Source organism: Caballeronia sp. PC1 (genome assembly GCF_021353155.1).
Lineage (GTDB): Bacteria > Pseudomonadota > Gammaproteobacteria > Burkholderiales > Burkholderiaceae > Caballeronia > Caballeronia cordobensis.
In genome coordinates this window covers 116,334-142,989 of record NZ_JAJUBH010000005.1, presented here as the reverse complement: position 1 = coordinate 142,989, position 26,656 = coordinate 116,334, and the positions used below count along the sequence as shown (strand labels likewise).

General features: G+C 61.2%; 27 protein-coding genes. 23 read left to right on the top strand and 4 right to left on the bottom strand.

The window, feature by feature from the left end; translation table 11 throughout:
- Window positions 1-7: 7 nt before the first annotated feature.
- Window positions 8-511 (bottom strand): DUF2726 domain-containing protein, encoded by a 504-nt coding sequence (locus tag LY284_RS36795; protein WP_233392146.1) that lies wholly within the window; start codon window positions 509-511, stop codon window positions 8-10.
- A gap of 93 nt (window positions 512-604) precedes the next feature.
- On the bottom strand, window positions 605-1,447 hold the full coding sequence (locus tag LY284_RS36790) for a hypothetical protein (protein ID WP_033536814.1): 843 nt from the start codon (window positions 1,445-1,447) through the stop codon (window positions 605-607).
- A gap of 256 nt (window positions 1,448-1,703) precedes the next feature.
- On the opposite strand from LY284_RS36790, the gene LY284_RS36785 reads away from it, so the two are divergent.
- The 5 genes from LY284_RS36785 (at window position 1,704) to LY284_RS36765 (ending at window position 8,330) form a co-directional block, all read left to right on the top strand.
- The gene (locus tag LY284_RS36785) at window positions 1,704-2,477 is read left to right on the top strand and encodes a hypothetical protein (RefSeq protein ID WP_051996589.1); all 774 of its coding nucleotides are present in this window, start codon (window positions 1,704-1,706) and stop codon (window positions 2,475-2,477) included.
- Entirely contained in the window at window positions 2,474-4,402 is a 1,929-nt protein-coding gene (locus tag LY284_RS36780; protein WP_033536815.1) for a site-specific integrase, read from the top strand. Before LY284_RS36785 ends, LY284_RS36780 begins: the two co-directional genes overlap by 4 nt.
- Window positions 4,403-4,620: 218 nt before the next feature.
- On the top strand, window positions 4,621-5,841 hold the full coding sequence (locus LY284_RS36775) for a ParA family protein (protein WP_033536816.1): 1,221 nt from the start codon (window positions 4,621-4,623) through the stop codon (window positions 5,839-5,841).
- Complete coding sequence (locus tag LY284_RS36770; protein ID WP_033536817.1) at window positions 5,831-6,853, top strand: ParB N-terminal domain-containing protein; 1,023 nt, start codon at window positions 5,831-5,833, stop codon at window positions 6,851-6,853. Before LY284_RS36775 ends, LY284_RS36770 begins: the two co-directional genes overlap by 11 nt.
- A gap of 271 nt (window positions 6,854-7,124) precedes the next feature.
- Entirely contained in the window at window positions 7,125-8,330 is a 1,206-nt protein-coding gene (locus LY284_RS36765; protein ID WP_033536818.1) for a hypothetical protein, read from the top strand.
- A 16-nt stretch (window positions 8,331-8,346) separates the two neighbouring features.
- Here LY284_RS36765 and LY284_RS36760 read toward each other — a convergent pair whose 3' ends face one another.
- Together LY284_RS36760 and LY284_RS36755 are read right to left on the bottom strand one after the other, a co-directional pair.
- The gene (locus LY284_RS36760) at window positions 8,347-8,607 is read right to left on the bottom strand and encodes a helix-turn-helix domain-containing protein (protein ID WP_033536819.1); all 261 of its coding nucleotides are present in this window, start codon (window positions 8,605-8,607) and stop codon (window positions 8,347-8,349) included.
- 82 nt (window positions 8,608-8,689) lie between these two features.
- On the bottom strand, window positions 8,690-8,875 hold the full coding sequence (locus LY284_RS36755) for a hypothetical protein (protein WP_033536820.1): 186 nt from the start codon (window positions 8,873-8,875) through the stop codon (window positions 8,690-8,692).
- A 485-nt stretch (window positions 8,876-9,360) separates the two neighbouring features.
- Here LY284_RS36755 and LY284_RS36750 point away from each other — a divergent pair, with 485 nt between their 5' ends.
- From LY284_RS36750 to LY284_RS36665, 18 genes are all read left to right on the top strand, one after another.
- The gene (locus tag LY284_RS36750; RefSeq protein ID WP_034472871.1) at window positions 9,361-9,765 is read left to right on the top strand and encodes a hypothetical protein; all 405 of its coding nucleotides are present in this window, start codon (window positions 9,361-9,363) and stop codon (window positions 9,763-9,765) included.
- Window positions 9,766-9,774: 9 nt separating this feature from the next.
- Window positions 9,775-10,593, top strand: coding sequence for a ParA family protein (locus tag LY284_RS36745; protein ID WP_033536822.1), 819 nt, complete (start codon window positions 9,775-9,777; stop codon window positions 10,591-10,593).
- Window positions 10,594-10,619: 26 nt separating this feature from the next.
- Window positions 10,620-11,978, top strand: a complete 1,359-nt coding sequence (locus LY284_RS36740; protein ID WP_033536823.1) for a ParB/RepB/Spo0J family partition protein — start codon at window positions 10,620-10,622, stop codon at window positions 11,976-11,978.
- Window positions 11,979-12,040: 62 nt separating this feature from the next.
- Window positions 12,041-12,448 carry a TrfB-related DNA-binding protein gene (locus LY284_RS36735; RefSeq protein ID WP_033536824.1) on the top strand — a complete coding sequence of 136 codons (408 nt, stop codon included), beginning with the start codon at window positions 12,041-12,043 and terminating at the stop codon, window positions 12,446-12,448.
- 89 nt (window positions 12,449-12,537) lie between these two features.
- The gene (locus LY284_RS36730; RefSeq protein ID WP_233392144.1) at window positions 12,538-13,593 is read left to right on the top strand and encodes a replication initiator protein A; all 1,056 of its coding nucleotides are present in this window, start codon (window positions 12,538-12,540) and stop codon (window positions 13,591-13,593) included.
- 31 nt (window positions 13,594-13,624) lie between these two features.
- On the top strand, window positions 13,625-14,203 hold the full coding sequence (locus LY284_RS36725) for a hypothetical protein (protein ID WP_033536825.1): 579 nt from the start codon (window positions 13,625-13,627) through the stop codon (window positions 14,201-14,203).
- 2,564 nt (window positions 14,204-16,767) lie between these two features.
- Window positions 16,768-18,573 (top strand): phosphoadenosine phosphosulfate reductase family protein, encoded by a 1,806-nt coding sequence (locus tag LY284_RS36720; RefSeq protein WP_033537043.1) that lies wholly within the window; start codon window positions 16,768-16,770, stop codon window positions 18,571-18,573.
- Window positions 18,574-18,618: 45 nt separating this feature from the next.
- Window positions 18,619-19,332: a DUF6884 domain-containing protein gene (locus tag LY284_RS36715; protein ID WP_174447745.1), complete on the top strand. Its 714-nt coding sequence runs from the start codon at window positions 18,619-18,621 to the stop codon at window positions 19,330-19,332.
- Between the two features lie 507 nt (window positions 19,333-19,839).
- Window positions 19,840-20,154, top strand: coding sequence for a hypothetical protein (locus LY284_RS36710; RefSeq protein ID WP_033536442.1), 315 nt, complete (start codon window positions 19,840-19,842; stop codon window positions 20,152-20,154).
- A gap of 30 nt (window positions 20,155-20,184) precedes the next feature.
- A complete protein-coding gene (locus LY284_RS36705) occupies window positions 20,185-21,060 on the top strand; it encodes a zincin-like metallopeptidase domain-containing protein (protein ID WP_233392142.1) in 876 nt (291 codons plus the stop codon).
- 251 nt (window positions 21,061-21,311) lie between these two features.
- Window positions 21,312-21,917: a hypothetical protein gene (locus LY284_RS36700; RefSeq protein ID WP_033536441.1), complete on the top strand. Its 606-nt coding sequence runs from the start codon at window positions 21,312-21,314 to the stop codon at window positions 21,915-21,917.
- 537 nt (window positions 21,918-22,454) lie between these two features.
- A complete protein-coding gene (locus tag LY284_RS36695) occupies window positions 22,455-22,985 on the top strand; it encodes a hypothetical protein (protein ID WP_029672570.1) in 531 nt (176 codons plus the stop codon).
- Window positions 22,975-23,649 (top strand): hypothetical protein, encoded by a 675-nt coding sequence (locus LY284_RS36690; RefSeq protein WP_029672569.1) that lies wholly within the window; start codon window positions 22,975-22,977, stop codon window positions 23,647-23,649. Before LY284_RS36695 ends, LY284_RS36690 begins: the two co-directional genes overlap by 11 nt.
- Window positions 23,650-23,699: 50 nt before the next feature.
- Entirely contained in the window at window positions 23,700-23,921 is a 222-nt protein-coding gene (locus tag LY284_RS36685; RefSeq protein WP_029672568.1) for a hypothetical protein, read from the top strand.
- A gap of 396 nt (window positions 23,922-24,317) precedes the next feature.
- The gene (locus tag LY284_RS36680; RefSeq protein WP_233392140.1) at window positions 24,318-24,935 is read left to right on the top strand and encodes a hypothetical protein; all 618 of its coding nucleotides are present in this window, start codon (window positions 24,318-24,320) and stop codon (window positions 24,933-24,935) included.
- The gene (locus tag LY284_RS36675) at window positions 24,932-25,465 is read left to right on the top strand and encodes a hypothetical protein (RefSeq protein WP_029672566.1); all 534 of its coding nucleotides are present in this window, start codon (window positions 24,932-24,934) and stop codon (window positions 25,463-25,465) included. Before LY284_RS36680 ends, LY284_RS36675 begins: the two co-directional genes overlap by 4 nt.
- A gap of 51 nt (window positions 25,466-25,516) precedes the next feature.
- Complete coding sequence (locus LY284_RS36670; protein ID WP_029672565.1) at window positions 25,517-25,918, top strand: hypothetical protein; 402 nt, start codon at window positions 25,517-25,519, stop codon at window positions 25,916-25,918.
- Window positions 25,915-26,445 (top strand): hypothetical protein, encoded by a 531-nt coding sequence (locus LY284_RS36665; RefSeq protein WP_029672564.1) that lies wholly within the window; start codon window positions 25,915-25,917, stop codon window positions 26,443-26,445. Before LY284_RS36670 ends, LY284_RS36665 begins: the two co-directional genes overlap by 4 nt.
- Window positions 26,446-26,656 lie beyond the last annotated feature (211 nt).

Sequence of the window (26,656 nt, the reverse complement as noted above, 5' to 3'; positions counted from 1 at the left end):
GCGACGTCTAGCTGACCAGCGTGAGCGGCCGAGGCTTACGCGGGTCGACCTGGGTGTCCTGATGCGCGAAAACCGCGAGTCGAATTTCTGCCTCCGTTGGTTTTCTGGTGGACTCGAAACGTATTGTCCGTATCGCGGCGCTCGCCAACGCGGCGTCCCTCGCGGCGTCCCTGTTGCGGTTATGTGTCCGATCGTCCAGTTCGACGACCGCCATGGGTTTCAGCTCGGGGTCGCAAATTGCGAAGTCGACGCGTTTCTGCGAAATTCGGTTGAAGTCGCCGATTCGCTCTTTCGTACGCGAACAAGGTTCTATCAGCGCGGACATGGCCACCTGCGGGAACACGTGCGCGTCCGGCAGCGCCCGGCGCAGCCGATGAAAGAACTCGGTTTCATTCTCGGTGAGGAGCAACCTCGCGCGATACCGTGGGCTCTTTACCTTCGCTTTGTTACCGACGATAAATATCAGGCCGACAAGCAACAGGACGGCGAAAAATGACGCGTTCAGATGCATGGTGTCTGATTGTTTCTCGTTTGATCGCGGACGGCATGAACGTTATCAGCAGAAGTGATCCGCAGTCGAGCGCACGTCGCGTGAAACATGCGTCTATCGGACCCCGAGACGCTGATGTTCGTGCAAAAGGTACGTCAGATAGCTGCGCGTGAGATCACAGAAAAGGCGCGCCTCGCCCTCCGTCAGCTCGTAAGCGTCGCTCAGCACCGCACCGTGTCGCACCCCGCCACCGGACGGCGACGATAAGTACCCGTGCAACTTCTCGATCCATGAAATCGCTTCGCTGAGTACACGTCCTCGGTTGAACCGCTTGAGGTCGCCAATGATCCGGTTGAAGTATTTGCCGGTTACCGTGCCGTCTTCGTGCTCCAGACCCTGGAACGCAGTCGACACGGTTTCGAGCAACCACAGGATCTCCTGTACGGCGAGCCGGTACTTGCCGGTATTCAGCAATCGCTCGGACTCCGAAAGCGAGCGCTGGATGCGGTCGTTCGCCTGCTCGTCCAGTGACGGGACTTTCGCCGGCACCGCAACCGGCACGGCAACGCGTCCCGCGACCAGCCTCGGCGGATCGATCGCGAACCCGCTCGGAGCGAGCGCGTCATTCACGTAGTGCCACGGCGGCAGGCCTGCCTGCGGATGTTTCTTTGCGAAGTCCTGCAGGGCGTCGTACAAGGCCTCGACGAAGAGTGCCGCGTTACCCGCTGCCTGTCTCATATAGGCGAGGAGGTCGCTTACGGCCCAGCTTTCGCTCGAGCTTCGGCCGGCAGACTCGCCGCAGCACGCGGCAAAGCGTGGCTTGAACAGCTCGTAGACATCCTGCCGGCTGCCTTGCGCGGGCAGGCGGGAAATGACCTGAGAGAACACCGCGTCGACGACGTCATCGGGCATCACACCCGGAGACTCGTAGCGCCACGCCTGATCGAACTGCAACATTGCTCAGCCCTCGTTCCTGTCATCGGCGGTCGCCCCTGCCCTCACTGGGCCGGTCCACCAATCTGCGCTGCATTCTGCCCGAAAAGAGGCACCGTGACGCCGCTGTCGAGAAATCCGCACATCTGATAACCGGAGTTATCACGAACGCTGGATTTCCTCGTCAGATTTCACGTGTTCCGCTACACTTCGCTGGAACGTCCGCCGGGCAAGGGTCTGGCGCCGATCCGTCATGCCTTCTCACCGAAACGGTTCTGTGATGACGCCACCGAAGATCGACCCCACCAATCCCGAGGCGCTGCTCAATGAGCTGTTCGACGATGACCGCTGGGTCAAGGACAAGTTTGCCGAACATCTGAGCGGACCGATCCTCGAACTGTGCGAAGCGCTCGCCGGTTGTTTCCGCCTGATGACTGCCGTGAATGAGGCGGCCACCAAAACGGAAACGGTTCGCACTGCGCTTGTCGGGGCATTCGTTTTCGGGGTCCTGGACGACATCATGGTGTCGACGAAACTGCTGCTCACCGGCAAATTGCCGGCCGCCGGTAACCTCATGCGTCAGGTCATTGAAGGGATTGCCATGTCGATCCTTTGCTCAGCGGACAAACCGCTCATCGTGAGGCGCAAAACGAAGAAAGAGTCCGAGATCAAGATGCTGTACTGGGATCGACTCAACGCCGGCGACAAGCTGACCAGAGGCTATCTCGCGGTCGACCAGTTGGCGTGGAATGCCGTGCAACTTGGGGTACTTGCCGTCGCTGTCGAGCGGCTGCGGGAGGCCAAGGACTACTACAACACCTTTAGCCACTGTGGCACCGCCACGATCACGAATCGGGTTTCGCTTGAGGGGATCGGCGTGTTCCATATGGGAGGCCATTTTGACGACGCGAAGGTTGAGGTCTACCGTGCCGAGCTGCAGGGCCGCATCGGTCTGTCCCGCATGCTGCCGTCGTTTATGGAACATCTGCTGAATACGATGACGGTTCCGGCCACTACATCGGCAACGCCAGCCCAAAGGGCCGAGCCGGCATGAAGCCGCTGAAATCAGCCGCTCGCCGGCTAACCCGTCAACACTTCGCGCTGTACCGCGGCTGGCTCGAGGGCGCGGCGATCGAGGGGCTGCACACCGCCTACGGCGAACCGGGGACCGACGTCCGCGTCACGCGGCGCCTCGTCACGACGCTGCGCGACGCCCTTGCCGTCGCCGCGCGGCGTGCGCGCGACATCGAGGCCGCCCACCTGCTACGTCTGAAACCCGGCAGCATTCCGGCCGCGGAACTGCACGGGCGCGACGACACGCCGTCCCTCGACGACTATCGCGCACAGGTCGATCCGGACAGTGTGTACGGCGAGGCCGAGCTGCTGGAGCTATACCGGGTCGACTTTCCCCCGGAAAGGTCGCCCCGCGTCGATCGGAAAATTGCCCGCAATGCGCGCCTGCGCGCTCGCCAGGCAGCGGCGCTGGCCCGCATGGAGAAGGCTCTCGCCGAGGAACCGGCCCCCAGTCACCCGCTGGATGGCTGGTTCGAGCCAGCGCTGGCCGCGCGCCTCAGTGCCGCAGGGCTGTCCACTCTGGACGATCTGCTCGCGCTAATCCGGCGCCGCCGGCATCGCTGGTACGCGGCCGTGCCCCGGCTGGGCCCCAAAGGCGCACAGCGCGTCACTGCATGGCTGTCGTTGCACGCCGCTTCGCTCGGCGAGGAGTTGTCGGTGCTCGCGATCACGCCGCGGCGGCAACTTGCGGCCGGCCACCCGGCGCTCGCGCGGCCACCCCAACTGGGGACGTCGGTCGATGTCGTGCCGCTCGAATCGCTCCGCGTACCGAACGAACTGGACGGCTCGCGCGGCTTGAACCGCGCGCCGTTACCGGCGCACCAGGCTTCGCTCAACACCGATCTTGACGCGATCAACGCGTGGATCTCGATCTGCGGATCGCGCAGCGAGCATACGGCGCGCGCCTACCGGCGCGAAGCCGAGCGCCTGTTGCTGTGGGCTGTGATCGTCAAACGCAAGCCCCTTTCCTCCCTGAACACCCTCGACTGCGGCGAGTACATCAACCAGTTTCTGGCCGATCCGCAGCCGGCGGCCCGCTGGGTCGGCAAGGGCAAGGTCGAGCGGTTCGATCCGGCATGGCGGCCGTTCGCCAAACCGTTGCCGGAGGGCAGTCGGGAGACGGCGCGCAAGCTGCTATCCGCCCTGTGCGGCTGGCTCGTCAGGCAGCAATACCTGCAGGTCAATCCCTTCCACGGCCTGCCCAGGGTCGGCAGCCGCAAGGCGGACCTGGACGCGACCGGCCGCGCACTGACGCACGCGCAATGGCGCTTTGTGCTGCAGACCGTGAGCCGGCCTAACCCGACACCTGCGGAGTTGCGCGACCGGTTCGCGCTGCTCTTCGCCTATGCGACCGGTCTGCGCCGCGCCGAGCTGGTCTCTGCGACCACCGGCGCCCTCTCCCGCAAGGCGTTGGACGGTGCGCTGGAGGACGCCTGGACGCTGAAGGTCCGGGGCAAGGGAAAGCGGGATCGGGTAGTGCCCATGCCGGCGCGGCTGATCGACACGCTTGCTGGCGTGCTGCGCGGGCGCGCCGCACCCTGCACGCTGGAAACGGCCCCGAACGAGACGCCGCTGATCGGCCACCTGACGACGGGGCGGCCACTGACCCCGGATGCCCTCGCCCGGCTATACAAGCGGATTTTCGAACGCGCCGCGCAGCAACTGGAGCGAACGTACCCCGGCGCAGCGGCGGATCTACGACAGGCGAGCACGCATTGGCTTCGCCATACGCACGCCAATCATTCGCTGGACGCCGGCAGCGACCTGCGCGACGTGCAGGCGGGCCTCGGTCATGCCAGTCTTGCAACGACGACGATATACACGAAGGGCGATGCAGCCCGACAATACCGGGCAATAGAGAAGTTCTACGACGCTGGCGTCGACGCGGACGCCACACGCCTCTAGCAAAAACCGCATCAACGCGGTCAAAACCGCCTCTTTTTCGCATGCGAAAAGCGGCCCATCGTTGTCCTCGCCGCGCACCGAGCAACCTTCCGCAACAAATACCTCAAGTAAACCTTCAAGTTTACGGGTTTACCGGCTATTATTCGCCGAAATCGCAAGTCATCGAAGATGGATGATTTCGGCGATTTTCGATGACAACACCAAAAGGTAGGGAACTCATGGCTATCAAAGAACTGTCACCGCCTCGCAAGGCGATCGGTATTGACCAGCTGATCGCGATTGCTGACCGGGCCGAAGCGACGCTCGCGCAACTTCGGGATGACCTTCTTGAGCCGTGGCCCCGCAAGGTCGCGCCCATGCTCACGGCTTCGCGCGTGGCGAAGCTCTGCAAGATCGAGCGCACTCAGATCCAATACCTCTGCACGCGAGGGAACAAGAAGGGCGAGTATCCCACCGGCACACTAACGGGCAACGGCCGCAACCGCGAATTCACGCTCGCCGAAGCCCAGCAATTCGTGCGCTTGGCGGGCCCATACAAGGCGCGACCGGACGGCGCGCAGGGCATCGCCATAGCTGTCGGCAATTTCAAAGGCGGAGTCGGAAAAACCACTAGCGCCGTGGCGATCGCGCAAGGGCTAACGCTTCACGGCCATAAGGTCTTGCTGATCGACCTTGATCCACAGGCCTCCACGACGACGCTGATGGGCTATGTACCCACTCCCGAAGTCACGGAAGAAATGACCGTGATGCCTATGGTATATGAGGAGCAGTCCGACCTCGCCTACTCGATCATTCCGAGCTACTGGGACAACCTTGACCTAATCCCTGCATGCCCCGCCCTGTTTGGCGCCGATTTTTACCTGCCAAACCGTCAATCGAAAGACCCAGACTATCAGTTCTGGCAGGTTCTGGAGCGGGCTATGGGACCGATCCGCGCGAAGTACGACGTGATCGTCATCGACACTCCACCCAGTCTCGCGTACCTAGCGACCAGTTGCTTCATGTCGAGCGATGGTCTCATAGTGCCCCTCCCCCCTGAAACCCTCGACTATGCATCTAGCGCTTCCTTCTTCAGACAGTTTGCTGATCTGTTCAAAACGCTAGCTGATGATCGCTCGGTCGCAAAGGAGTTCGCTTTCATCAACATTTTTCTGTCGAAAGTGAAGCCCCGGGTCGATGCCACTGACATCGTCAGGTCATGGATTCAACAAACGTATCCGGAGTTGCTGGGTCGTGCCGAGATCCAAGACTCCGATGTCGTGAAAAACGCCGCTGCCGAGTTCAAAACCATCTACGACGTACAAGCTCTAGGTGCGTACGCCCGGGCGATTGAATCGTTCGACGCGATGGTTGATGAGATCGAAAGCAACCTGCAGAGCGTCTGGTCCACCCGAGCTCTAGCTACCCAAGCCTCGAAGGAGCGGGCGCATGCCGAGTAAATTTAAGGAGCGGTTGTTAAGCCGGACGGCAGGCGTTGCGGAACGGGCGGAATCGGCAGCGGCTGCACGGCCGTCGGAAAGTCAGGCGCGCAGCGCCACCATGCCTGCCCAACTCAGCGCATTCCGGCTTGAGGCTCGAGGCTACCAAGAGCGAATCCAGCAACTGCAGGAAGAGCTTGAAGCGGCCAAGCGTCACGGCGGCGCCATGAAGGTGCCTTTGTCGGACCTGCACGAAGTGCCGGGGCGTCGGCGGTTCAAGTCGCCAGAAGCCTATGCGGAGTTGCGTGAGAACCTACGGCACAACGCCCTGATCACGCCAGTCGCGATTCGACCGCGGCTAGAAGGCGGTTTCGAGCTTGTATCGGGGCATTGGCGCACGGACGCTTACCGAGAACTAGGCCGCACAGAGATCGATTGTGTGCTCAGTGAGTCGACCGAGACAGAAGCAAGCTTGGGCGCGTTCTACGCTAACTTGCTGCAGTCAGATCTCACGGACTATGAAAAATACCTGGGATTCAAGGACATCCAGCAACGCTTCGAGGGTATTACACAAGCAAAGATGGCGGAGCAGGCTGGAGTAGGCGAGGCGGCGATATCTCGACTGATGGCGTATAGCGACCTGCCCGCCGAGGTGCTAGCGATGCTGGATGAAAAGCCAGGGCTGTTTGGCGCCACGTCAGGGACAGCTTTGGCACGTCTTGTTCGGACCGGCAGATCCGCGCAGGTTATCGCTGCGGTTCAGCGTTTGGCCGACAAACAGTTTGATGAAACGCAGGCCGTGAAATTTGCCAGCACGGACCCGGCGAAGGAAAAGCCCCGCCCGATACCGACAGCGTTCAAAGTGAAAGCGGGCCGGTCGACGTATTGCGATGTACGGCAGGCCAAAAACGTCGTGCGATTAGAGTTCCAGTCGGAAGAAGAAGCCAAGGCGATGCAAGGGGCTCTTAAAGAAGTGTTGGAGCGACGAGCTGCGAAAGCGCAAACGGAATCATCGCCCGACGCGGGGAAATAATCTTTTATTTTCAAAGACTTCCAAGTTGGAATCGCATCTGAAACGCTTCTGACGGAGCGTCATAACAGGAGAATCGCCTTGAAATAGGTCCCGAAAAAACAAAAGCCTTCGGCGTCGGAACCGAAGGCTTTTGAGTTTGGGCTTGCTGTCGCGCGCCCTACCGCTCACTTCCCCGACGGCTAATCGGGCAAGGGATCAACACCACGAAGTGTAGCGGAATGCGATCGACAGTCAAGCATCCATCAATCCATTTTTGAAATGGACGCTGGACATGTCTATCGCGCAACCCTTGGTTGCTGGCGAGGGTCAAACACACCACGACTCAGCCAACCTGTCAATCTCCGCACTCGACTCTGCCGCATTGGTGGAGTTTGGCTGCGACACCACGAATCTGACCTGGATAACGTTCCGGGCCGCATTCCGCGCGTCACACATCGACGCCCTGCCCGCGCGTGCGCGTGCCGTTCTCGCCGCGCTCGCCAGGACCGTTCTCTCGACCCGTCCTTACGCTGCAATCTATGCGAGGCGCGAGCTCCTTACAGGCCGTGCCATGCAGTCCATGCGGACGTTCTACCGCAGCTTGGACGATCTGGAGACTGCGGGACTCATCCGACGTTCTGCGCAGAAACGGTACGAGGCCGACGGCATCTACGGTCGCGCCTATCTCTATCTGACGGAGAAAGCGGCCGTGTTGCTTGGATTTGTTACCCCCGCGACGCCCGTAGCCGCCAGCAAGCAAGCAGACGGTTCCAGCGATCAGGAGCAGTCGGCAAAAGCGCTTGGGCAGCCGTCTGCCACGGTGGCAGACGGCTCTATATATAAAGATGTTTACCCAACCTCTTTTCAAAAGAGACAACCAGGGGCCCTGCCTCAGGACCTCGAACGCCTCACTTCGCTGGGCTTTAATAGATTTTTCGTTTTCAAGCTGATGGCCGAAGCCAGAGACAACGGCAAGCGGCTATCGGACGTTGTGGAGAGCTGCTGGAACTCGCTCAAAAAGGCCGTCGCACCTATCGCCTACCTTCGATCGCTGCTGCGCCGGCCACTCGACTTTTCGTACCAGGCACGCCAACGCCAAGCCGATAACGACAAAAAGACCCATGCGGACAACGAGCGGGCAGACCTGATGCAAACCCTCGATGCCGCGGCCGGTCAGGTTTTCATCGATCCGGCCACAGGTCTGCTGATCGAGATCGGCGAACGCGGTACGGACGCCCTCGTTCGGTATCCGCAAGAATCGAGGCCGCGTTCAGTCGTCGGCAGCTGGATGCTCGACATCGCGCGCGGCATCAAGGCCGGCCAGATCCAACTCAAAGGACACTCAACCCAGTCCCCCGCACGGACCGACAGTCGGCTTCCATGCGAACAAGCCGCTCAAAGAAGCGAGGAGGGCAGCGACGCGATCACGTCGAGGACGCACGTGATGCAGATGCGCGAGGTGCTGAAGAGCCGCCGTCGCGCTTTGTCAGCGCACTAGGCCGAGCCGTGCGCGTTCAGGCACCCTTTGCGGCGAGCTGCGCCACTGCCAGCGACGGGTCGACGTCGCACGCGCGACACCAGTCGAGGTAAAAGAGCGTGTCAACATAGCGCTCCCCGCGCTCGATCTTGGACACGCGCGACTGGTCGACTTTCAAGCGCTCCGCCAATTCGGCCTGGGTGAGCCCCGAGGCGAGCCGAAGATCCCGCAGATGCGCGAGTAGCAAGCCATATCGGGGATGATGGACGGTGATTGAGCGGGTGTTGTGCGGGAGCATGGACGAATGCTCCCTGCAAAGAGAGAATAGGCCATTTTGGCCTATTTGAACTATCATCGCCTACTGGGGCATCAGGGATGCATCAGCCGGCTGCGTTGTTCGTCACCAGGTTTTTCGCGCGGTTGATCAGACTCGTGTCGAAGGTCACAGCTTGTCGCAAGCCGTCGCCAAAGTTAGTGAAGACGTCAGCTGAAGTGGAATTCATGCGGCCCATCACCCCAGCCTGAATGAACAACAGGCCGAGCAGGCAGAGAACGAAGCGGATCATGCTGAGGGTGTCCCCAAGTGCATTCCAGCCTCAAGCGGCAATGGCGGGGGCACATACGTGCCGCAGCGCACCTTCTCCCTGAGCCGGGAATCTGTCGACCAACGACAGCCGGTGACATCGCAAGCCGTTCAGCGATCTCGGGTCGCGACAGGCCCATATCGAGCAACGCAGCGATTCGTTTCTGATCCCCCGTGACACCGCTGATCGCAGAATTTCGCATGCGAAATTTAATCACCATTGAGACTGATTAACTTACGCGCCGCGCATCGATCGCGCGTGACGCATTCAATCCGGGATGTGCGCTGACCTGTTTGGCACCCTCGGGCCGCGCCAATTCTACCGAACCCAAGCCGTCCAGGCCAGGCGTCGATAACAATGTTTGTCCTTGTCCCTTGACCGTCAACATATCTAATAATATGATCAAAACACATCGCAGCCGGCGGGGTGGGTAACCGGCAATCACCAACAAGAATTGGAGAATTTCCATGAAGAACGCTGTGCAGTCCCGACTCTTTGCTCTTCTTTCCGATCTCATCCCAAACCTGGGCGGGAAGGAAAGCAGAACCCACTTTGCCCCGTCGAGAATCCCGGGAGATATGGCAGTCCATTGCACTATCGACGCGGCGGAAGACGGACATCTTGAGGTGGAAATCGCGCATGACCAAACGAACGCGCGAGGTGAAGCACAGTCGTGGATCTGTTTCGACGTGGATATTGCGAGCGGGACGGCGCGCGTCACGAGCTTTCAGGAAGGCTGTCACTACAGCCTCGCGAGTCCCCAGAGCGATGCGCGGGCCGCACGTGTTAACCTTTACGCTGCAAACTGGCTGGCAGTGTTTCACACGCTGGGCCGCGTGTTTCAGCCAGTTGACTGCCTCGTGCTCGCTTGAGGCCAAACAATGAAGATAATCGGAATCTGCAACGGAAAAGGCGGGGTCGGAAAGACCACTACCGCCAGACACCTGATCTATTCAGCGATCGACCGCGGCTTGCGCACGCTCGCAGTCGATCTCGATCCCCAGGGAAACCTGAGCAAATCACTGCTCTTCCAACAATTGGTCGCGCAATCGCAAGCACCTACAGGCACCGTTGCGCTCAGTTGGCAGCATATGGGCCTGCCAGAGATCGACCCTCAGGCTAGTGCGCATCTGCTTTATCAGGACGAGGTTGCATCGCGCCCGATGCCAATTATTCCGAATGTCTGGCTAATTGGTGCAACGCCAGAACTCGCGGACGTTCTGACATGGCCGCTCGACAGTGCATTCACTGCGCGCAACAGCTTGCAGCGAATGAGCCGCGATTACGACCTATGCGTGATCGATACGCCACCCACCATGAGCAATCTTGTGGTCGGCGGATTGATCTGCTCGCAGTACATGTTGATGCCGACAGATCTCAACATCGATAGCATGGACGGGCTGCTTGAGACCTCACTGAAGGTCGACCTTGTCCGTAGAGAATGGAATCCCGAACTCGAATTACTCGGCGTGCTCCTGAATAAAGTAAACCCGCGGCGTGCCGATGACCTATCAATGCGGACCACAGTGCGCAATGCCTTCGAGGGTGCGGTACTCGAGGCGGAACTACAGGACCGAGCAGGCGTTCGCCTGACTAGTTTCCACCCCGTGTGGAAGCATCAACGAGGAGACAGCGACAGACGAGCCGCAAAAGAAATGCGCGCACTCTGCGACTCAATCTTCGAGAAAGTCGGCCTGTAAAAAACAAACAGCAATAGAGGTTACGCATGCACCCAAATGGTGGAAAGCTCTCATCACTGTCGATGCTAACGCGCGCCGCAACGGCAAGCGCACGCGCTGCAGAAATCGAGAAGGAAACCGGCGCCTTCACGAAGACAATCCAGATCGCGAAAATACGGGTCAAACCGCAAGTGCGACATGACTTTTCCGACATCGCCGATTTTGCAGTTCGCTTGCAAGTCGTTGGCCACGTACACACGCCCATACTCGTGCGTGAAATCAAAGGCGCTGACGGGTTCGAATTGATTGCCGGCGAGCGTCGCGTGCGCGGCAGTACGCAGAATGGCTGGACGGAAATTCCTGCCAAGATCTTTCCGGCCGATACACCTGATCTCAAGATCCGCATGTATCAGGTATCGGAGAATGTTGATCGAAAAGGGCTGTCACTGAAAGAAACGTCCATTGGCCTCGCGGCAGACGTTGAGCGATTTGGTCGTGAAGAGGCCAGCCGAATCTGGACAGCACCCAACGGCAAGCAGCGCAGCGCCTCATGGATTTCGAAGCATCTGCGCTTCCAGAAATACGGCCCGATCACGCGCGAATTGTTCGATGCCAACCAGTTCGACGACATCGAGGCCGCAAACAAGATGGCGGACATCGAGGAAATCAGCACCGACGCCGCGGCCGAGCTGGCAGCGGAGATCCGCGCTGAATTGAGAGTCGGACGCAAGATCGGCCGGCTCACGCTCGACGCTCGATTGAACGCGCTGAGGCAACAAGCAGCTGTACCGTCCGACACGCCGAATGCTCAGCAGCTAACGTCTCAGGTCGGAGCCGAGCGCGAAGATGACGCGCCCCCGACGATTGCGCGAGACGTGGACCCAGTCAGTGTCAGGGAGCCGCATGCAGCTGCAGCCGCCGATATGACGGGCGCCGCGTCGTTGCGTCCCGCGTCGTCAAGCACAGGGGCGGAGGACCGCGGGAATGATTCGGCGCCGCGCACGAATACTCCCTCGCGTGTCAAGCATGAAAGGGCATCGAGCGCCGATCCCAAGAAAAGTGTTGTATGGCGAGTAGAGGAAATCTACGAAACTGGAACCGGCTCGATTGAGCGGGTGAGATCGCTGCAGGCCGATCTCACGGCCGCCGGAGTAGGGGCCGAGGACCGCGAGTGGCGTCTCTGGGTTGCCTTCGTCGACATCGCGGCCTCAGCTTTGGTTGGCATGGAATCAGAAACCGCGAGTAGAATATTGAACAGGTTCAGTGCTGAATTAAATTCGAGGGGACCACTCGAGCTGCTGAACAGGCTGCATCCGACCCGCAAGACCGGCGTTTTGCCAGATGACTTCAGGTACGATACCGACCGCGAAATTCATCCTCTGGCGCCAGGCGACTGGACGCTGTAACGCAACGGGACGGGGCTGGCAGGCTTCTAAACGTTGCCTGTCAACCTTTCTGGATAGCAACCTTGGCAACTTTCCGTCTAACGGCAAAAAATTTTTCAGCACTTGACTCCGCCATGCGCGAGCAGGCAAGCGAGTACGGCACACGATCCTTCTCCGAGCAGAGTCGTGACATTGCCCGCGCTGTCATTGTGGATGGGCGAGCCGCAGTCGAAGTCGCGAAGGAATTTAACGTGACGCGGCAGCGGGTCAACCAGCTCGTGACGCGCTACTACCAGGCATTGTTAGGCTCGAACGTGCAGGAGGACGTCGTACTGTGGCTGAAGCACGGCTTCGAGGTGCCGAGCACAGCCATTGAACCGCTTGAAGAGTTTTTTTTCAAAGCTCGACGTTCTAAAGACACGAAGAAAGTCCAGTCGGCTATTGCGGCCCTAATAAAGACTTTGGGGGCGCAAGTTAGCAAGCTGGAGTAGAAAAACGGGGTTAGCAGGAGAGAATGAGTACAGTCGAACAAGACCGCAGTTACTCACTGCGAGGGCCAGCAGTACCGGGGCGCGGCAGAATGGCCAAAGCGCCGCTCCATGATGTCAACATCGTCCTGACGCGTGATACGCCTCCAGCTGTTCAGGATGCGGAACCGCTCGACGAGGGAGACGTCGACCACGAGCAGCTAGAGCTCTTTTCGGGCGAACAACTTCCGGACTCCTGGAAGCCGCGTGAGGACCTTCACTCCCTCGAATTCCCTCTCTTTTCACTGCAGAAGGGGAAAGACACACGTGTGCGGATCTATCGCAACGGCGATCAGATCGTCCGCATCATCCCTAGCGTCGTCGGTGCAGCGAACATCTTCGACAAGGACCTTCTTGTGTACGCCGCCACGTTGATCTGCAAGGCGGCCGATGCGAACAAGCGCGTTTCGCGTCGCATCCGCTTCAAGGTCCGCGATTTCTTGAACTATACGCGCCGCAGCACAGGCGGCGCATCCTACACCCGCATCATCGACAGCTGTCGCCGCCTCAAGGGGACGATCGTCGAAACGAATTTCGACACGGCGAGACAGGGCGCAAACGAAGAGGGCATTCACGAGACGCTGCAAGGATACGGGCTCATCGAGGAATACAAGGTGATTTCGTACACCGCGAACAAGCAGGGTGCACTCGAGGTTGAACTGATCCTGTCTGAATGGACCTTCGACTCGCTGCTGAATCGCCGCGTGCTAACGATTCACCCCGGTTACTTTGGACTGGGGCAGGGGCTTGAGCGCCGGCTATATGATCTCGCGAAAAAACACTGCGGTGACAAGCTCTGGTTCAAGATCGGCCTCGACAAGCTGCACGCAAAATCTGGCTCCGCACAGGCCCTGAAGTATTTTCGGCGCGATCTGGTTGAAGCCATCAAGGCGGATACGCTTCCGGAGTTTCACATTGCGCTCGACGACGACAAAGCAATGGTGGTCTTCTTCCGTTGCGATCGCGACAACCGCCGGCAGGACGAGCAACTGGTCGCCAGCATTCATCGTGAGCTGCTATCGAAGAAACAGCAGAAGTGGTATTACGCGCTCCGCCGCTGGGATTCGGCGGCGCACGGCGAGGCTCAATACCCGCTGCTTCCCGCGTAACACGGGATGACCTCCGACCATTGGAAAGTGTATGAACTCGTCACCGCTTCAGCTGGTTGAGATCCACGACACGGACGATGACCACGAAGTCGGCGGCCAAGACCTGCCGTACCTGGTGACCGCCGTCTACCGCGGCGAATATCAGTCTGCGGCCGCCCTGATCCAGGCAGACAAAGCCCTCAACGCTTTCAACATCCAGCCTGCGGAATCGCGGGTCAAGCTGCCCGGGCACGTCGAGTTCTGCACGTTCGAATACCGGGATATCTACCGCTTCTTTGGCGTGCCCCGGCCCATGTCGCCTGAACGCGAGCTGGCGGGTCGCTACTGGCAGAGCACTTACGCGCGGACGGTCGGCGAGCTGCGCGCAGCCCTTGCTGACCTGCCCGATGACTTCCCCCTGATCCACACGGGCCACGACGATCGCCGCGAGGCCACGAATCGCCTCGGCGTCCACGTCACGACAAACACCTGGGAATGGACCGCTCCAGAGCCAGCTGAGTACGGCCGCTACGCAGGCTGGGCGATGAGAGTCGGGCAGCTGGCCAACGACGACTGGAATCAGGTCGTGAGCGGCACCTGGAAGGACAAGCGTTACAACGACATTGAGTAGCGTTGAGCGAAGGCACCCCGCCGGTATCCCGTCGGCACCGATGCTTTCCTTTTTTGCTGTCCGGCACTCCCCACCGATTCGCTTTGGACTATGCTGTTGAGCAGGGCGCCGGCCGTTCTGCTGACAGAGGACGTCCGGCGTCTGCAAATCTGCGTAGCCCCTTCGGTGAGGCTAGACATGAAGAGAACTCCCCGCATTGCCAGCTATCAAGGCTGGACGATAGACGCCGCCCCGGTGATTCTCGCGCAACATAGGCTATTTCAGTCATGTGCCGTGATTAGGCGAGACAACGGGGAAAGATTTGTGTTTGTCGACCTTGGGAACCGCGTATATCGATGGCAGGCGCACGACCGCGGAATCGAATGGGCCAAGCACTGGATCGACAACAATTACACTTATCGTGCCGCGCGGCGCTCAGAGTAGCGAGCACCGCTTGATCTGCCGCGGGACATCTGTCGGGGCTGTTAATTCGCCGCCCGCCCGCCGGGCGATTCAACAGCCGCAGGCTTGCAAAACGAACGTCTATCGCGCCACTGCCGATTGGTCGATCGGAGTGAGAAACCGCAACAAAACCACGACCAATGGCACGGAACGCCGCGTCCATCGGACCACCGCGCACGAACGTCTATCAGACCACCGCCAAGCGATATTCCGGTCCGTCCGATGTGTCTATCGGGCCACCGTCTCTCGCGTCTATCGCGCACTTCATCTGAGATAGCAAACGCTTGCGGGGAAAGCCTTGGGGCGGAATTCATTCAAAAGGCATAGACCCAAAGCCCTGCTTTTTCATGGGTCTAGCGCGCGTCTTTGCGCCACCGGCGGGCATTTTGTGGATAACTTGGGTGCGCCGGCGTCTATCAGACCACCCGATGTGTCTATCGGACCACCACCGAGGTGTCGATCGCACCACCGCTCGGGCGTCTATCAGGCCACGTGATCGGGCGCAGATCGTTACGGGACAAGGCGCTCGGAAACCGTAAACGCGCGCGCGGTTAACGATTTTTTTTAACTTTGGTTTTAACTGCGAATGGGAAAGGCCCCACCCTCAGTGAGGGGGGGCTCAAGAGCCCCCGCGGCCGGGTTCGCCGGCTAAAGCCGGCCCCACCCACCCGGCCCCACCCCCCAAGAAGCATATCGTGGCCCCTTCGGGGCACAGATGACAACACAACCAAACCAGCTGACCGCTAAAGACACCGCGCGGCAGGCACTAAGGGCTGCACCGCGCCTACGGCACGCTGCACCCCTAAGTGCGCGATAAAAGATTTACGGGGCGGTTACACCACCCCGTAAATCAACGCGCTCGTGTGCTCGCCATCTGCCGTGATGGTCGGTTGGTTTATCAGCGTCTACACCGAGCTGGCAGAGAAGGGGGGGTCCCTCGGCGGAAGACAGCGATGCTGGCTTGCGTATGGGCCGCCTAACCGCCTGCCGGCAGCCCGGTAGGGGTAGGGGATCGCTCGAGTCTCCGAGCGGCGCTACGGAGCCTCCGCAATTCCGCGCTCGGAAGCAATCCGACGCTGTTCTGGCCAGATGGTATTTCGCGGGATGGCCTTGGGCCGCCTGAGCCTGGACGTCGAGCTGCTGGTCGACGCCGGTCCAAAAAGCCAAAAGCCCGCTTGCGCGGGCCTTCGACTGCCTTTTCGGGAGGAAAACAACTTGGTTGGTGCCCTGAGGAGCAGGGCAGAGATATTAAACCGCAAAAGCCGCGCGCTACGCAACCGTTGTTTAATAATACTCAGTGCAGTAAGTGATCATAATTACACCACGCGCCGCGAGACGCGTGGTGCGTTCGACGCACTGTCAGTATACTCCGCGGCCTGGGCGTTGCTCACGCACGCATGTTCCTTACGCTGCCTTGCCCCATTCGCGGACGTTGTCGCGGTCCTGCTGCTGCGTCGCTTCCTGTCCTTCTCGCGCCTATCGTTGGCCTCGGGACAGGGCGCACGGGAGCGTCCACAGCGCGGATCTGAACCGCTCGCCGTCAGGTACTCAACTCGCTTCCGACCGGCCTGGCTGACCAGTGAGCTGCACTGCGCACGCTATCCAGCCCAGGTGGTGCGCGCTGCTGACGCGAGATCTCCTGTTCCGATCCAGCCGTCGTCCGGCGGACTGGCCAGCCAGTCCCCCACGCCGCACGCCGGTTTCCCGGCAGCACGCAGGTCTTCGTCCTGCGTTTCCACACCGACGAAATGTCGCTCCGCGGCGCTATCGCTTGCTACGCGAGAGGGCGCTCGCCGCGCGGCGTCCTGCCTCGTACGTGAGCTGCTGCTGCCGACACCTACCGTTCCCCTGGTTCGCCGTCCAGTTCCCGCGACCTTAGCTCAGGCCTTTGCCGCGTCAAGGCGCGCGGGGCCGTGTCAGTCGCTGCGCTCCATCCCGCACCCACCCCGCGCTTGATCCCTTGACGCGTCGCCGGCCCTCGCACGAATCGTCGCGGGACGACGAACTCAGGGGAACGGCGGCAGCTGCGAAGCGCAGCCCGCCAACTCGGCAGAACAACCCTACGCCGGGACTCGGAATCTAGGGGCCCGGCGGACGATATTCACGCGGATGGAGCAAGAGCCATGCAGAAGCAGACGATTGAAATGTTCACCCTCCATGAAGTGCGTCCGACGCTCGATCAGCGCGTGCACCGGGCGTTGACCGCGCTGCGCAAACTGTTCAATGAGCAACGCATGGTTGTGTGTCAGTTCAGCGCTGGGAAGGACAGTAGCGTCGTCGCCGCATTGACGCTGGAAGCGGCTCGGCAACATGCTGCAGATGGTGGAGCGCCTATGGTCTGCGTAGTGACCGTAGACACGCGCGTTGAGTCGCCAGAGATGGTCGCGCTCGCTCAGCTTGAACTGGAGAAGATGCGCGACTATGGACGCACTCATGGTTTTCAGGTCCACGCGCAGACGGTCATGCCGTCGCTCTCCGCATCGTGGCAGGTCGCGATCCTCAGCGGTCGCGCCTTGCCCAGCTATGCCGGGACAAATTCCGATTGCTCAGTATCGCTGAAGATCGAACCGTCGCGCGTGTTTCGCAACCAGCTATATCGCTCGGCGGCGTCGCAGGGCTATGCCGAGCCGGTCGTGTGTCTCGGAAGCCGCTTCGCGGAAAGCGACAAGCGCAAGGCCGGAATGCAAGCACGCGGCGATCGCGCGGATACGCCTGCGCGCAATGCCGACGGCGAGCTGACGCTCTGCCCGATCGCCGACTGGAGCACCGAAGACGTTTGGGAATGGATCGGTGAAGTGACATCCGGCCTGCGCACCGCCTACACAGACTTTCAGGAGACTACCCGCGTTTACGCGCACGCCGGCAACAGTAGTTGCGCGATTGTCTCCGAGCTGACGTTCGAAGAGGCCACCGCTGGCAAGCGTAAGCGACGTGGACAGTGTGACGCGCGTACGGGCTGCTGGGTGTGCCAGCAGGCCGAGGATCGTTCGCTCGAGGAGATGATCAACTTCGACGAAGAACGGTACGCGTACGCGCGCGGACTGAACCGCCTCAACAAGTTCATCAGGGCGATCCGTTACGACTGGTCGCGTCGCAACTGGGTCGGCCGCACGATTCACGAGGGCTTCGTGTGCATTGAACCCGATACCTTTAATGCTGCAACTGTTCGGGAACTGGTTCGCTACATGATGACGATTGACCGCGACGAGCAGCGCCGTGCATCGAGCGCCGGCACGAAGCCGAAGTTTCAGACGTTGCCACTCAGCACGATGATCGCCGTCGACGCGATGCAGTCGTTGCAGGGCCTTGCCGTGCCGTTCGCGATCTGGGCGGACTACCGCGACATCTACCTGCACGGCGTGAGTTACGACGTACCGGATGTCGAGCCGCTTCCCCCTAAGGGCATGCCCGAACCCATGTTTCTGCACGTCGGAAAGGACTGGGATGACAACGCCGACCAGTGGACCGGTTTCCGCGATGCCCTTTACGAGTCACTGACGGCAGATTCGCCGTGTGCGCCGGAGATCCTGCACTTCAGCGACGGGCGCAGTACGTGGAAGGTGCCTACCGGACAGCGCCTGGAGGTGGACGAAGAATCCGCCGAGCTGATCCTTGAGTTCGAGCTTGATCGTCTGCTGGAAATGCACGATCGCGGCTTCTTCCCGGGCGGCATCACAGCCGGATATCGCTGGTATCTCAACTATGGCGTGCTCAGCCTTTCACACGGCCAGCAACGCGAGCACGACGAGATCGCGCGCCGGACCGATTTCAAGGACCGTATGGGCCTCAACCTCAACTATGACATCGAGTCGCTGTTAGGCCGTGCTGTCAGGTACGGCGATATGCCGGAAAGCGCGCGCGCAGCGTGGTCGCACAAGGCGACGACGTCGGGCGCGCAGATGTCAATCGACTTTGACCTTGCGGCCTGACCGTTGGGCGCGCGGCGGCGGATTACCAAAAAGAAGGAAGCTATCATGACCAGTGCTACTCAAGACCTCGTGATCCTGGCGTGTTCCGCAACGAAGCTGCCGTATGCAGCGCGGGCACTCGATCTCTATCAGGGTGTGATGTATGGCACGTTTCGCGCGAACGTGCGCAGAGACGCTCATCCTCATGTTGTGATCCTTTCGGCCCTTCACGGCTTCATTCGTTCGGACGCGGTTATCGAGCCGTACGAACAGCGCCTGACATCGGAACGTGCAGACCACATGTTGCGCCATCTTGACGACTTCCTGCCAGCGCAGTCGCCACAAGGCATCACCAAGGTACTGCTCGCCGGCGGCGCCGAGTATCGCCGCGTGATGCGCGCGGCAGTTCCGCGGCTCGTCGAACGCGGATGCATCACGGCGCAGGCCTCCGTAACCGAGACATCGGGTGGCATCGGCTACCAGCGGCAGCAGCTGGGCGAATTCCTACGTGCGTGCCCGCCGGCGCAAGATGTGGTTGGCCAGCATCAGAACGGCACGCCGCTTTACCGATCACTTGGTGGCTTCAACGTCGACCAGTCGGTAGACGTGGTCTACGCCAGCCGTCCGGACCTGCCGGCGAGGCCTGCGGTCATCGAGCAACTGTTCCACGGTCCTGCTGGGCCGACCGCGTGCGTACTGATGCTTGACGCGAAAGACATCGACCGCGCGCGAACCTGGGTTGGCCTGCGGGACATCAAGCCCGGCAACTCCCTCTTCTGATGTACACGCCGATCCAGGATAGGTCGGTGGCACGCCAGTCAGCCGTCGTCCGGCGGACTGGCCAGCCAGTCCCCCACGCCGCACGCCGGTTTCCCGGCAGCACGCAGGTCTTCGTCCTGCGTTTCCACACCGACGAAATGTCGCTCCGCGGCGCTATCGCTTGCTACGCGAGAGGGCGCTCGCCGCGCGGCGTCCTGCCTCGTGCGTGAGCTGCTGCTGCCGACACCTACCGTTCCCCTGGTTCGCCGTCCAGTTCCCGCGACCTTAGCTCAGGCCTTTGCCGCGTCAAGGCGCGCGGGGCCGTGTCAGTCGCTGCGCTCCATCCCGCACCCACCCCGCGCTTGATCCCTTGACGCGTCGCCAGCCCTCGCACGAATCGTCGCGGGACGACGAACTCAGGGGAACGGCGGCAGCTGCGAAGCGCAGCCCGCCAACTCGGCAGAACAACTTTTACGCCGGGACTCCGAATCTAGGGTTCCGGTCAGCACTCACTTCAAGGAGCCTTTCATGACAGCAGCCGTCATTGCCATCGAAGCGCCGAATCGCGCGCAGAACCCGTCACAACGGGCCAAGACAACGATTAAGGAAGCTACCCGCCTGATGCTCGCGGATATACCCGTCATGCGTCAGGGCGAGTTGATCTTCGCGCTCGAAGCGCTCATGACCCCGACTGAGCGTGGACGGCACTTTTTCGACGTTCGCGAAGCGATCAATGAACTGATCGACGCGGGCGACCTGTGTGTGTTTCAGGTAACCACATCGACTGGCGCGGCGGTTCGGCTGGTGGCGATGTCGGGTTCGCAGCTTCAGCGCATTGCGTGACTATGGAGACCCGCCATGAAAAGCGTCAAAGTGAAACGCGACATCAAGCAGGAAGTGACGGACCGCATCGTCAAGGCGATAGAAGACGGCCGAATGTCTCCGGCAAATCTCTGGGCGCGCAATGCCGCTGGAGGCCTGCCGGTCAACTATGGTACGAAGACGCCATACAGCGGGGCGAACGTGCTGCTGCTCTGGCTCGAGGCGCATGATCGCGGCTTTCAGCGAAACGAGTGGATGACGTATAAGCAGGCGCAGGCGATCGGAGCACAGGTACGTCGCGGCGCCAAGGGATGTCCGCTCGTGCGCTTCAATCAGGTCGAGCGCGTTGACCAGGAGACGGGCGAGGTCGAGTTTTTTCCCGCGCCGACGGGCTTCACTGTCTTTAACGTAGAGGAAATCGACGGCATAGCGCCTGCTGCCGTGTACGACCCGTTTGATCCGATCGACGCAGCCGAGCAAATCATTTCGAGATCCGGGGCGTGCGTCAGGGAGACAGGGGACCGGGCGTTCTACCGGGCGAGCACCGACGAATGCTTTCTGCCGCAGAGGACGCGCTTCAAGACGGCCGCCAACTTCTACCACGTTGCGCTTCACGAACTGAGCCACTGGACCGGCCATCCTTCGCGGCTCGCTCGCGAGTTCGGCGCGCGCTTTGGCGACGAAGCGTATGCATTCGAGGAACTGGTGGCCGAACTGGGCGCTGCATTCTGCCTTGCCCGTATCGGGCTCGATCAGGGGCAACTGGAGTATCACGCGTCGTATCTCGATTCATGGTTGCGTGTCCTGAAGCGAGATCGCAATGCAATCTTCACCGCTGCAGGGCATGCCGCAAGGGTATTTTCACTGCTCATGGCGAAAGCCGGCATCAGTGAAGCGGTCGGTACGACGCAGCAACTGGCCGCGTAAGGGGAGGGCGATGTGAAAAAGCGCAGACAGCCGAAGATCTACGCGACGCTTCGCAAGCGATATACCACTGAGGCGTTGGTAGGTCTGAGATTCGTACGCCACGGTGGAAATATGGTGCGCTTCGGTGCGTGCCGTGTCCAGCTGGCGATAGCGACGAGCCTGGACGGCCAATGGTGGCGGGTCACCCCACTCGTGCGCCACTGGCGCTAACTTCTTTTGTTACCTTCAATCACGCCATGAAAAAGCCACGGATGAAGCTGCAGCCGCAACAACTGTCGTTCTTTCAATTTTGCGAACTTGCGCGGATCGAACCATTGACGAATCACGGCCGGGCTGCCGAGGTGTTCTTCCACGGCGCAAGCCTGCGCTTCGTCGACGCCATCGGGATCGCCGGTCTCATGCAGGCCCACAAGCGCGAGGTCAACAACGCCCTGTACGCACGGTCAGGCGACGCGCCCGAGTTCATGTCCGATCGCGCACTGCCGGCGGCCGTCGCGCTTGCCGAGTATCCGGATATGCGTATCAAATTTCCCCACGCCTCGCAGCTCGTCGACGCGGCCGGGACGTCGGCAACGCCTGAAATAGGTCCTGCATCCCAGTTGCGCGCCGTTGCGACGCCGGCGCTGCTCGCCGAACTCCATATGCGGGGCGCACTTACGTCGCTGCATCACGCGGTCGGCGCAGTGTACGACCACCTCGAGCGCGCAGGACATCTTGACGCGGGCAGCCCGCTGTTGGCATATCGCATGTTTCGCTTGAGACGGTTCGAGGCTGAGCTCTCGGGCGCCCCGGGAGCCGAAGCAATCGCCCGCCGATGGGAAGATCGTGTTGGTTCGCTCGAAGTGGGTGCGCGATAGACGCAGGTCCTGAATACCACCCGCGGCCGCCAAACTCTGTCGTCGTGGCGGCCGACGACGGCGCTTCGCACCGCGCGAACGCTGTCCAGCCGGACCGCAAGCGGCCCGGTTTCCCCACGAACTCCGGCGCGCTATCGCTTGCGCGGATCTTCAACCCGACGAAGTGTCGCTCCGCGGCGCTATCGCTTGCTACGCGAGAGGGCGCTCGCCGCGCGGCGTCCTGCCTCGTGCGTGAGCTGCTGCTGCCGACACCCACCGTTCCCCTGGTTCGCCGTCCAGTTCCCGCGACCTTAGCTCAGGCCTTTGCCGCGTCAAGGCGCGCGGGGCCGTGTCAGTCGCTATCGCTCCATCCCGCACCCACCCCGCGCTTGATTCCTTGACGCGTCGCCGGCCCTCGCACGAATCGTCGCGGGACGACGAACTCAGGGGAACGGCGGCAGCTGCGAAGCGCAGCCCGCCAACTCGGCAGAACAACTTTTACGCCGGGACTCGGAATCTAGGGTCCCGGTCAGCTAATTCATTGAACAGGAGCGCAGGATGGACTTCGATAAGTATCGCAAGCAATTTCCGGCCACCCGCAGCTTTCAGCGCTTTACGAGCGAGCAGCGCGCGAACCACGCTGCGAGCCACCGCCTGACCCCGGGCCAGCGTCAAGCTACAGGTGAGCACTACTACACGCACGTGCACGCGCCCGGGCTGGCATTTGGCACGCGCACGCAAGCCGAACGTGCAGGTTTCGAGCGACATCGAAATGAGGATCGAGCCACAGCAACGGACGCGGCAACCCCTCCTATCCACCTGACCTATACGGGGCCGCTGGCAGGGACCACGCTTTGTGGTGCGCCCCGCGGCGACGGCAAGGCACATCACGCGGTTTATGCACCAGTGCAGGTGCCCGCCTACCGGAACCAGTGCTGCCGAGCTTGTCTGGTCACTTTTGCGAAGGCATGGGCAGGGTCTCGCGACAAGCCGGTCTGGGTGACAGAGGCTCTTTCCGCCGAGCCCGACACCGACACGCCTGAGCAGTTTTCCCTCTTTTCTTCCAACGGAGATTCGCATGCAAACTGAACTGGACCTCGCGCCCGCGTCTATCGCTCACTCTGCGATTGATAGCGCACGCCGGACATCAGCCGCCACTGCGCGTGTTGAACGTGTGTTCGCGGCGATGAGCCGAATCATCGACGCGGCGGACAGCCGGCTGCAGCATTACCGTCAGGATTTCTACAAGTACGATCGGGCTTACCTCGAACGAACCAGCGCAAGCGGTACGTACGGCTGGATCGTCCGGGACACTGGGACGCACCTCGTCCAACTCGGACGGCATCCGAAGATGCACGAAGAGCTTGCTGCGGCGCTCAACATTACGGACAACCTCGACTGCTACCTGGTCGACGCGCGGCTTGCGACCGTCACGCAGGTGGATGTGGCTCGAATGCGTGAGCGGATGGGCCAGATGCAGTACACGGTCACCAACGGCGCCGTGATGCGTGGCGAGATCCGTATCGCGTCCATTGACGTTCAGATGACGCCGTGGAGTCACGGCGAATCGCCGAAAGGCATCGTTTGTCTGGAGTCGGCGGGCTCGACACTCAATGCCGACGACCTTATCGCTCTCGTTCAGATTGCGGAATGCGAAGTCGTGCGGAAATCGCAGTCGCTATTCACGGGAACGCGGTCGGTCACTCTCGACGGAAAGGACCTGCATGAGCTGATCGCACAGAGCGCTGGCTAGCACTCGTGCGGAACGGCGCCCGCACCGGCGGGCGCGTTGAACGAATCACAATGAGGACGATGATGGACAGGGCTATCACATCTGACGACGTGCGCGAACTGTTGGCGGCAGGGTACGCGATTGTTGAAGACAACTCGTGCGCCGAGGTGTCGCATGTGACGGTTGCCGATCCGGTGATTTGCCTGTCCGGAGGCAGGCGTTGGACAGAGACGAAGGACATCACACTGCGCACCCGCGCGCAGGTGTCGCGATTCCTGATCGCACGGTCATAACCAGCCAGTCAGCTTCGCGTCGACGGCGCTGCACGTATCCAGCCGGGCCGGGGCAAGCAGCGTTCTCCCGGCGCTGCCGGTCACGCTGCTTGCCAAGCCTCCCGTCCCGGTGAAAAAACGCAGTGACCGCTCCAGGGCTCCGCCCGGCGCGGGCCGCCCAATCCAGTCGCTGCGCTTCGCTACGCGAAAGGGCGCTACCCGCGCGGGCCTTTCGCGCGATCGCACTCACGGCGTTACGCGCCGTTCCCCGTCATCGCCCACCACTGCGACCGTAGCCATCGTCGGCCTGGCGTCAAGGCGTGCGGGGCCGTGTCAGTCGCTTCGCTCCATCCCGCACCTTCCCCGCACTTGCTTCCTTGACACCCGTCCTCCTCAGGCTCCTTGGGTCGCAGGGCGATGAACTCAGGGGAACGGCGGCAACGCTGCAACCCGGTCCAGCGTCCGCCGAAAGGAAACCCTACGAAGGGCTCTGAATCTTGGGGCCCGGTCAGCAAATCAAGGAGCCATGCCATGACCCGACGCGACACGAAATCCCCACTCCACGCCCTGCTTTATATCGAGCAGGGTCAAGGGGTCACCGAAATCGTTGCAGAAATCCAGCGCGCTGTCGTCAGTGCGACCGGATACGAGTTTACGGGCGCAATCGAAATGCGTGCGTTCGTGAATCGGGAACACGCAGCGACTTTCGGTCAGCGTGTCGTGTTGAATAGCGTCAGCGCCGAACTGGACGAGCTTCGCGCTGCTGTGCGCAAGATGGAACGCATGCGCGACCGGATGCGCAGGATCGACAAGGAGCTTGGCGATGCCTCGACGTTTGCCGAGTACGTGCGGCGCGGCTTGCGTGCGGCGGGAGTCGGCATCGTGCATATCGCGCGTGACGCCGCCGGGCGGCCCCGCAATGCGTCGAACTACATCACCGTGCGCGCCGACGACGGCGCATCGGTTCTGGAAGCCGCCGGTCGCCTCGAAGCGATCGCGCTGATGCTCTTTGGCCGTCGCGTGGAGGCAGCATGAAAGCCCAACTGGTTGAGCGCTGGGAAGGCGGCGGCAAGCACGGTCACTACCAGATCGACGTCGAGCGTTTCGAGTCACGCCCGGGTCAGGCATTTTTCAACATCCGCAAATCCCGTTGCGGCCGCGCATACGACACCGCGCTAGCGCGCACCCCGGCCGAGGCACGGCAGCGCATCCAGCACACCGTCGAGTGGGGACTGGCCGTGGGGCCGACGCAATACAAGCGGACTTTCCGCGATGCAAGCCTTGCGCCGGTTGACCGGGACGCCGATCCCGTACTGGCGGCGCAGCCAAACCCGCATGAACAGGCCGCGAAGATCGGGCTCTTTCTGGTCAACCGGACTGGACGGTGCGATGGTCAATGGCGCGGAAAACTGCTAGCCAATGAACAGCGCGCGCTGCTGGGCCGGTATTTCGGGCGCGGGACGCTGATTATCGACGGCGCTCGCGAGCGCGTCCGGTATCAGGCCGAACGTCTCTTCGGCGCGGGACCTGACACGAAGGCCGACCTTGCATGGGCGGACCTGTAAGAGCCACCAGACGGGCACCAGAGCCGGTGCCCGCGACCAACTATCAAGACCATGAACAAAGCAAATTCGTATCACGTGGCCTTACCGGGCAAGTGGCCGCTTCACACGCTGGAACCCGTCCGAAGCGCCCAGATCCGCGTGATGCTGAACACCATCGTGACCGACGCGCCAAGTGTCTGGCGTCGCGCTCCTCGCAGAACGTGGAGCGACATTAGTCGCCTCGTGCTGAGCCAACTGATGACGCTGGATCGCCTGTATCCGGAGGCTGGAATACTGGAATCGCCGCTACGACAAATGGCGGTGCGTTTCTTCGCCGTCAATGCCGATCCGGCAATCATTGGTTTCGGTCGGAGAGCCGGTGATGCGCCGTCACCCGCCGTTACTCGCCTTGCGCAAGCACTGCGCGGCACCCAGCGTTCCAATCAGCACACCGTTCAACAGGTGCAGCGATGAGCCAATACACGATTTCCAGACTCAAGACGTTCGATGGGATGCAGGGGCAGGGCTTCAGTCTCACCCTGTTACGCGACGGTAAGACGGTGGCGGAAGTCATCAACAACGCGCGCGGTGGCGCTTTCATTTTCCGCTGGGTCGATATTGGCGCGCGCGCAATCGTCAAGACGGTCGACTTTAGGGACGAACCGTGCGAGTTTGGCGGCACCGTCGAGGAAGCCGCGTTTCACGCATACGTCCTGACGCTGCCGAAGTACAAGCAGGACGAACGACTTGCCTGCCTAACGCCCGACATGGTCGTTGACCAATTGGTGAACGCTGTCCGGTGCGAGCGGCGTCTCAATCGGGCGTTCAAGACAAAAATCGTTTTCATCGAAGCAGGCATCCCGTACACCTATCCGGTTCGTGCTGGTCAGAATGTCGAGCTGGTCATGGGTGCGGTGAAGAAGCATTACCCCAATGCGGTAATGCTCAATCCACTTCCTATCGAAGAGGCGCTTCCGCTCGCGATACGTGCAGGATTTTGAATCCGACCAACGCTCGTACAAGCCCGCCTCTGGCGGGTTTGTTTCTTTGTGGCTTCAACGCGCATCCAGCCGTGCCGCTGCATCCTGCGCGCCGGTCCGCTGCGCAGCCCGTCACGCAAGCTGCGATCTCGCGGCCCGGTGACCGGACGACTCCGCTCTTGGGGCCACGCCGCGTCCGCGGACTTGCCCCGGCGCGAGCCATCCCCTCCAG